The 7,793-nt window shown below is 55.3% G+C and carries 8 protein-coding genes; 7 read left to right on the forward strand and 1 reads right to left on the reverse strand.

Annotated features, from left to right (window positions below):
* Positions 1–192 precede the first annotated feature (192 nt).
* The 5 genes from NTW95_10170 (at position 193) to NTW95_10190 (ending at position 5,775) form a co-directional block, all read left to right on the forward strand.
* Positions 193–2,265, forward strand: coding sequence for a SpoIIE family protein phosphatase (locus NTW95_10170; GenBank protein ID MCX6557777.1), 2,073 nt, complete (start codon positions 193–195; stop codon positions 2,263–2,265).
* The gene (gene rnc / locus NTW95_10175; GenBank protein MCX6557778.1) at positions 2,265–3,002 is read left to right on the forward strand and encodes a ribonuclease III; all 738 of its coding nucleotides are present in this window, start codon (positions 2,265–2,267) and stop codon (positions 3,000–3,002) included. Before NTW95_10170 ends, rnc begins: the two co-directional genes overlap by 1 nt.
* Before the next feature lie 175 nt (positions 3,003–3,177).
* The gene (locus tag NTW95_10180; protein MCX6557779.1) at positions 3,178–3,501 is read left to right on the forward strand and encodes a hypothetical protein; all 324 of its coding nucleotides are present in this window, start codon (positions 3,178–3,180) and stop codon (positions 3,499–3,501) included.
* 176 nt (positions 3,502–3,677) lie between these two features.
* Positions 3,678–4,409: a DUF4097 family beta strand repeat-containing protein gene (locus NTW95_10185; protein MCX6557780.1), complete on the forward strand. Its 732-nt coding sequence runs from the start codon at positions 3,678–3,680 to the stop codon at positions 4,407–4,409.
* A gap of 229 nt (positions 4,410–4,638) precedes the next feature.
* Positions 4,639–5,775, forward strand: a complete 1,137-nt coding sequence (locus NTW95_10190) for a hypothetical protein (protein MCX6557781.1) — start codon at positions 4,639–4,641, stop codon at positions 5,773–5,775.
* A gap of 293 nt (positions 5,776–6,068) precedes the next feature.
* Here the strand turns inward: NTW95_10190 and NTW95_10195 are convergent, their stop codons facing one another.
* Positions 6,069–6,341 carry an acylphosphatase gene (locus NTW95_10195; GenBank protein ID MCX6557782.1) on the reverse strand — a complete coding sequence of 91 codons (273 nt, stop codon included), beginning with the start codon at positions 6,339–6,341 and terminating at the stop codon, positions 6,069–6,071.
* Positions 6,342–6,872: 531 nt separating this feature from the next.
* Between NTW95_10195 and NTW95_10200 the strand changes: the two genes are divergently transcribed.
* Together NTW95_10200 and NTW95_10205 are read left to right on the forward strand one after the other, a co-directional pair.
* The gene (locus tag NTW95_10200; protein ID MCX6557783.1) at positions 6,873–7,241 is read left to right on the forward strand and encodes a four helix bundle protein; all 369 of its coding nucleotides are present in this window, start codon (positions 6,873–6,875) and stop codon (positions 7,239–7,241) included.
* 87 nt (positions 7,242–7,328) lie between these two features.
* A partial coding sequence (locus tag NTW95_10205; protein ID MCX6557784.1) for a GDP-mannose dehydrogenase occupies positions 7,329–7,793 on the forward strand: 465 nt, incomplete at its 3' end.

A 7,793-nucleotide genomic window follows, 5' to 3' on the forward strand; every position in this document is an offset into this window, starting at 1 on the left:
AATTTCGGATATTACGGCTTACTCTTGCCGTAAACCGTCAACCGTCTACCGTCAACCCATTTCAATAATTACCTATTACCGTCTACCGTCAGCCGTAAACCTATATCAATAATTACTTTACTCCCGTACACCGTCCACCTTACACCGAGTTCTGTTCTTGCATAACCCCCCCGCCCGATATATAATCCTGCCATGCTTTCCAAACTCCGCAAGCTCGACCTGGCCATCATCCTGTCCGCCGCATGGACCATCGTTTGCTATTTCTTTTTTAAACATGGCACATTCACCTTCTTCATGTGGCTGACCATCATCCTTGCCCTGGTGCGGCTGCTGGGCATCATCCGCCGCCGCCTGCTCTGGAAGATCCGCAACCGCCTGATCATTTCCGGGCTGTTCTTTATCGTTACGCCGATCGTGCTGATCACGGTCTTTTTCTACCTGATCATCAACATCATCATCTACCAGTACAACACGGCCATTTTCGAGAACCTGATGGCCAACGACATCCGCAGCTTCGAGACGAGCAGCGACTATTACCTCGGCCTCGCCGACGAAGCCCGCATCAAGCTCGAGGTGCAGCGCTACAAAAACCGCCGGCCGCCGTTCCTGCGCCTGGCCTTCTACAAGGAGACGGACGCCGGCTACCGGGCTTTCTTTACCTACCCCGAGGACCTGCCGCTGGCCGCCTTCGACGCCAACGGCCCGCTGGCCAAGTTCGAATCGGGCTATTTCAAGATCAACGGCCAGCTCTTTCACGGCGTGCAGCGGCGGAGCAACGGCTACGCGGTGATGATCTTCGAGGCCCTCAGCCAGGAATACTTCAACGCCATGCCCCCTGTCGGCGACTTCAAGGTGCTGTTCATGAACGCCGGCGGCAACACCCTCAGCGCCTCCTCGGACGAAATATCGGCGCGCCTCAGCGACAAGGATTTCGCCGGCTTTGAAAAATACCATTTCCCCTTCCCCTTTCCCTTCCGTTATTGGGATTTCGACGACGTGAAGGACGGCCAGCCGGCGCTGAAGCTCAACATGTTCCTGCTGATCAACGACTATTCGAAGATCCTGCAGAAATTAAAAAGCTCCGACCGCGGCCGCGAACTGGAAAAGCAGATCCAGCCGCTGGAAAAAGAGATCGCAGCCGCCAGCCCCCAAGGGGGCGGCGAAGCCGCCAGTAATCCGGACGCGACGAAAGCCCAACGCCAGAAGCTGGCCGAGTTGAAGCAGGAGCAGCAGTTGCTGCGGCAGCGGCTCAGCGAGAGCTCGTCCCTGCCGATCGCCACCATGGTCCGCTTCATGCTCGGCCTGTTCGGCTTCTTCATCGTCATCTCCTTCATCATCGGCTTCCGCATGGTGCGCGTGATCACCAAGGCGGTCAACGAGCTGACCAAGGGGACGGAAAAGATCCGCCGCGGCGATTTTTCCCACCGCATCCGCATCAAGTCGGGCGAGCAGATGCATTTCCTGGCCGAATCGTTCAACGACATGGCCTCGGGCATCGGCAGGCTGCTGCGCGAGGAAAAGGAGAAGGAGCGACTGCACGAGGAGCTGCGCATCGCCCGCGGCATTCAGCTGAAGCTCCTCCCGCCCGACCGCTTCAGCTGCCCCGGTTTCGACCTCGCCGCCGTCAATATCCCGGCCCAGGAGATCGCCGGCGACTATTTCGATTACTTTTACCAGGAAGACGAATTTTTGTCGGTGCTGGTGGCCGATGTGTCGGGCAAGGGGGCGCAAGCCGCCTTTTACATGGCCGAGCTGAAAGGCATCATGAATGTCCTGCAAAAATCGGGCCAGTCGCCGGCCGCCATTTTAAGCGAGTGCCACCTGAGCATGCAGAATTCCTTTGAAAAGGTCACCTTCATCACCATCAACCTGGTGCGCTTCGACCTGAAGCAAAGGCAGCTGGTCTTCTCCCGCTCCGGCCACACCCCGGCCTTGTTCTTCGAAGCGGCCGGCAAGGGTTGCCGGGAGCTGGCGCCGCGCGGAATGGCCCTGGGGCTGAACAATTTCAGCCGCGAACGGATCGAGGAGATGCGCCTGCCGTACCACAGCGGCGACATCCTGTTCTTCTTTTCCGACGGCCTCTCCGAGATCATGAACGCCGACGAGAAGATGCTGGGCATGGCTTCCCTTCAGGCCCTGCTCGTCGCCCATGCCGACCTGACGGCGGTGGAGATCAAGGAGAAGATCCTCGAGCATGCCATCGCTTTTTCGGAAAAACAGGCCAACGCCGATGACCTGACCTTCGTGGTCATCAAAGTGCGCTGATGGACGATCTGCAGAAAAAACTGGGCTACCGCTTCCGCGACGAGGAACTTCTCCGCTCCGCCCTGACCCACAAGTCGTACAACGAGGGCGGCCGCAACCGCGGCCTGGACAACGAGCGGCTGGAGTTCCTGGGCGATTCGGTCATCGGCATGGTGATCACCGACTATATCTACCGCCGCTGCCGGGACAACAGCGAGGGCGACCTGGCCAAGATGCGCGCCCACCTGGTTTCGAGCAATCTGCTGTTCAAGGTGGCCAAGAGCATCGGCTTGGGCAGCTACCTCCAGCTGGGCCGCGGCGAGGAGAAGAACCAGGGCCGGCGCAACCCAAAGATAGTTTCTTCCTGCCTGGAGGCCCTGGTCGGCGCCATCTACCTCGATTCCGACCTCCCGGCCGTCGCCGCCGTGGTCATCGCCCTCTTCAAGGAGTACCTGGAACAGCTGCTCAGCCAGGAGATGCGCATCAATGACTACAAGTCGGAATTGCAGGAATTGATCCAGAAGCACCGCAACATCCTGCCCAGCTACAAGGTGGTGGCCGAGAACGGCAAGCCGCCCGACACGCGGTTCAAGGTGGCCGTTTTCCTGGAAAACAGCGAGATCGGCAGCGGCTGGGGCAAGAACCGCCGCGAGGCCGAGCAGGAAGCCGCGTTGATTGCCTTGAAGAATATCGGTAATTTTATACACTTTGAGAGGCTTTCAGACACGTTCTTCGCGGAAAAGCCCAAGGGACAGTAGGAATCGGTAAACGGTGTACGGTTGACGGCTGACGGGAAAACCAAAAAAATGCTTCCCAATTGGCATAAAATGGAGCTAGGCAAGTTAAAAAAAGCGTTTTTTTAATAGATTTTGGTTGATTTTTTTTGCCGTTTGCCGTATACCTTACACCGTATACCGAGAAATGGAGGTACTGATGTCCTACACGCACCATGAGCTGAAACTCAAGACGGTCGCCGAGCTGCGCGAGATCGCCGCGACAATCGAAAACGAGGCGGTCCAGGGCCATTCGCAGATGAACAAGGAGCACCTCCTGGTCGCCCTGTGCACGGCCCTGAACATCGATATGCACGAGCACCACCAGGTGGTGGGCATCGACAAGAGCAAAGTCAAGAACCGCATCCAAGCCATGAAGGACAGGCTGGCCGCCGCCATCGCCGCCGGCGACCGCAAGCAGATCAGGTTCTGCCACCGCCAGATACACAGGCAGAAGCGGAACATACATAAAGCAACGGTATAGAGCTTGGTTTACGGTTTACGGCTAACGGTAGACGGCAAGGACCTAAATCAAATCAATAAACTGTCGCGAAAGGGTCCTATTCTCACCGTCCACCGTAAGCCGTATGCCGTACGCCGAGATCAAATTTGCGAACTTTTCCATAATCACCTGCGTTAATAGACCTGAGGAGGTATTCCATGAAAAAGTTCACTTTTGCCATGCTTATTATTCTCCTGGCTTTTTCGTTCCTGATCGCCGAGGACTTCGAGCAGAAGATCGTCCGCACGTTCGAGCTGTCCGCCAACGGCAGCGTCGAGCTGGGCAATATCAACGGCGAAATCGTTGTTTCCACCAGCGGCGGCGCCAAGGTCGAGATCAAGGCCGTCAAGCGCTCCGACGTCAAGGGCGAGATCGAGAACGTCGAGGTGCTCTTCGAGCAGTCCGGGAACGACTTGCGCGTCAAGACCAAGTTCAACCGCGACAACACCAAGGCCAAGGTCGATTTCACGGTCGTCATCCCGGAAAAATTGGCCCGGGCCGAGTTCAAGTCGATCAACGGCAAGCTGGACTGTTCCGGGCGCTTCAGCGACCTGCTGCTGAAAACGGTGAACGGCAAGATCAAATTCAACGGCGAGTTCAGCGTCGGCACCTTCAAGACCGTCAACGGTACCATCGAGATCTCCCAGGAACCGTTGCTCAACGGCGACCTCGAGGTGGAGACCGTCAATGGCGGCATCGCTATCGAGTTGAACGGCAAGTCGGCCTTCGAGATCGAGGGACGCACGGTCAACGGCTCGATCGAGAATGACTTCGGGCTGAACGTCGAGCGCCATTTTGTCGGCAGCTCCTTCGCGGGCAAGGTCAACGGCGGCGGCAGGAAGGTCAAGGTGCAGACGGTCAACGGCAGGATCGATATATCAAAGATCTGATCTCGGCGTAGGGCTGACGGTAGACGGTTGCAGGTAATAATTGAAATGGGTGTACGGGTGACGGCGTACGGTTTTCGGTAAGAGTGGCCGCAATATCCGATATTTGGTTCGTTTCATATTATTGTCCGTTGGCTGTCTAGTTCTTACCGTCCGCAGGATGCCGTCTGCCGAGAACAATTGCTTTTGTAATTTAATTTCCTGTTTGCTATAATCCTCCTGCGAGGTAACCATGAGCATTACCGTCAAGGAAGTTCTGAGCAAAAAAGACATGAAGACCTTTGTCAAGCTCCCTTTCCCGATGTACAAGGGCAATCCCTTCTGGGTGCCGCAGCTGATCCGCGACGACATGGAGATCTTCAACAAGGAGAAGAACCCGGCCTTCGAGAACGCCGACGCCAGGCTCTTCCTGGCCTGCAAGGATGGGCGCGCCGTCGGCCGCATCGCCGCCATCCACAGCCGCGTCGCCAACACGAAGTACAACCCCACGAACCTGCGCTTCGGCTGGTTCGACGCCCCCGACGACCCCGAGGTCGCCAAAGCGCTGTTCGGCGCGGTCGAAGGGTGGGCGAGGGAGCTGGGCATGGAGACGGTCACCGGCCCACACGGCTTCTGCGACCTCGACCCGCCGGGCATGCTGGTCGAGGGCTACGACCCGGAGCCGACCCTCGCCGGCTACTACAATTTCCCCTATTACCAGAAGCTGGTCGAAAACCTGGGCTTTGCCAAGGACATCGACTACGTCGAGTTCCGTTGCGGAGTGCCCAACGACATGTCGGCGTTCCCGGAAAAGCTGCTGCGCCTGGCCGAACGCATCCAGGAGCGCGGCGGCTTCAAGCTCCTCCATTTCGACAAAAAGAAGGAGATCATGGCCCGGGTGGAGGAGGTTTTCGTCGTCATCGACGAGGCCTTCGAGGAGATCTACGGCGCCGTGCCGCTGACCCACAAGCAGGTGAGCTATTTCATCAAGAAATACTTCGGCTTTGTCGACAAGGACCTGGTCCAGGTCGTGGTCAACGACAAGGACGAGGTGATCGCCTTCATGCTCGCCATGCCCAGCCTGACCAAGGCTTTTCAAAAGGCCAACGGCCGCCTGTTCCCCTTCGGCCTGTTCCACATCCTGCGCGCCTTGAAGAAGAAGCATGACGTACTCGACTTCTACCTGGCCGGCATCTTGGAGAAATACCGCGGCCAGGGCATCGACCTGCTGATGGTGGTGCAGATGGCGCGCGGCGCCGTGGCCAAGGGCTTCAAGTTCACCGAGAGCAACCAGGAGCTGGAGACCAACACCAAGATCCAGGCGCAGTGGAAGTATTTCAATCCGGTGCAGCACAAGCGCAAGAGGATATTTAAAAAGGTTTTGAAATAGGTGTACGGCGTACGGCTGACGGTATACGGCAAGAACAAAGATAAAACCGGGCGAATGGCTTGCGGCGCACGGTTTACGGCGAAAAAACCTGAAAAGAACCATTAGCTAGCTGGCGATTTCTATTTTTTTATACTATTCGCCGTTACCGCTCTAACGTCTGAAAAGATCGTTTTATTCGTTTTCCGTCCGCCGTCTACCGTATACCGTAAACCAATTTCAATTATTACCTTCAACCGTCAGCCGTAAACCTATATCGGTAATTACCTTACTGCCGTCTGCCGTCTACCGAGCTGTTACCAGCTGATGTCAAATCCCCGATACTCCTCCACCTGATCAACCACCTCTTTAACCACCCCGTCTACCCTGGCCCCCCTCGGCCCTGTGTGTAAAAATTGCTCAAAACTGGCCATGGCGGCTGCTTCCCCTTGCGCGAACACCTCGACATCGCCGTTGGATAAGTTCCTGACAGTCCCGGAAACACCCAGCCGTTCCGCCTCTCGCACCGTATAGCTGCGAAAGCAAACCCCTTGTACTAGGCCGGAGATCATATAGTGAAAGGTCTTCATGGGGTAATTATATAAAAAATGGATTGTTCAGACAATCTTGATCTCGGTATACGGCGTACGGCGAACGGTGTACGGTTTACGGCAGAGGGTGAACGGGAAGAGGCCTGAATCGATAAAAATATTAAATATTGCTATTTAATCTTTCCGTAAACTGTCAACCATATGCCAATTTCAATTATTACCTTCAACCGTCCGCCGTACACCGTACACCTTACACCGATAACCTTAAAGTCAAAAAAGCCCTAAAATCCCCTTGACAGGCCTGTTTCGATATGATATTCAATATATTGAATGACCAAAAGAAGGAGACAACCGGGTTCGCATTGAAAAAAACCGATGAGTCTCCAAGAAAAACCTGTTCGCCCGGTTTTTTGCCCGCAAGGGCCAATGGCGGCAGCATAGATCGAAATTGCAGAAATCGGTGTAAGGTGTACGGCTGACGGTTGACGGTAAGGCAGAAGAAATTGAATGATCTCGGCGTACGACGTAAGGCTGACGGTTGACGGTAAGAGAATGCTGCAAATATGAAAAATGACTGAAGTCGCTGGATTTAGAGGATTGAAGGTTTGGCAAAGAGGGAAGGCACTTGTCGTAAAAGTGTATGAAATTTCAGGAAAAGGCAGATTTTGTTTGGATCACAGCTTGCAAGACCAGGTAAGAAGGGCAGTTGTATCAATTCCAAGTAATATTGCAGAAGGGGATACATTGGGAACTGATAGGCAATCCATCAGGCATTTTCATATTGCCAAGGGCTCTTGCGCAGAATTAATGACTCAGTTGGAAATCGCAAACGAAATCGGATATATAACTCAGGATTCGCTTGAAAAGCTATTGGAGGAGTGTCTTGGTATATCGGGGATGCTGCAAAGATTGATCAATGCTCGTTCCAAGGTTCGCTAGAATGTTTTTTACCGTTTTCGTCTTATGGCTTTTTCTTACCGTCCGCCGTACGCCGTCCGCCGTACGCCGAGTACAAGGAGTCAATCCATGACCAACCAACTCTCAACCTCTCCCGACGGCACCCAGTACCCTCTGCCCAAACCCGAAGACTACGACCGCGAGTTCAAGCGGATTAAGGCCTTGGTCTCAGAGCACCGGGCCCTAGGCCAAGAAATAGTCGTTGTCCTTGGTGTTGGTTTTGTTGGTGCCGTAATGGCGGCGATTGTCGCCGACGTGGTAGACAAGAAAGGCAAGCCCTCCAAATTCGTCCTGGGCGTGCAGCGTCCCTCGACGCGCAGCTTCTGGAAGATCCCGACCCTGAATAAGGGAATATCGCCGGTCAAAGCCGAGGACCCCGAGGTCGAGCCGCTCATCCGCCGCACCGTGCTGGAAAAGAAGAGTTTGCTGGCTACATACAACGACGAGGTGCTTGCCCTGGCCGACGTGGTGGTTGTCGATGTCCAGCTCGACTTTCTCAAGGAGGAGCTCGGCAACTGCCGCAGCGGCAACGTG

Source organism: Candidatus Aminicenantes bacterium (assembly GCA_026393795.1).
Lineage (GTDB): Bacteria > Acidobacteriota > Aminicenantia > UBA2199 > UBA2199 > UBA2199.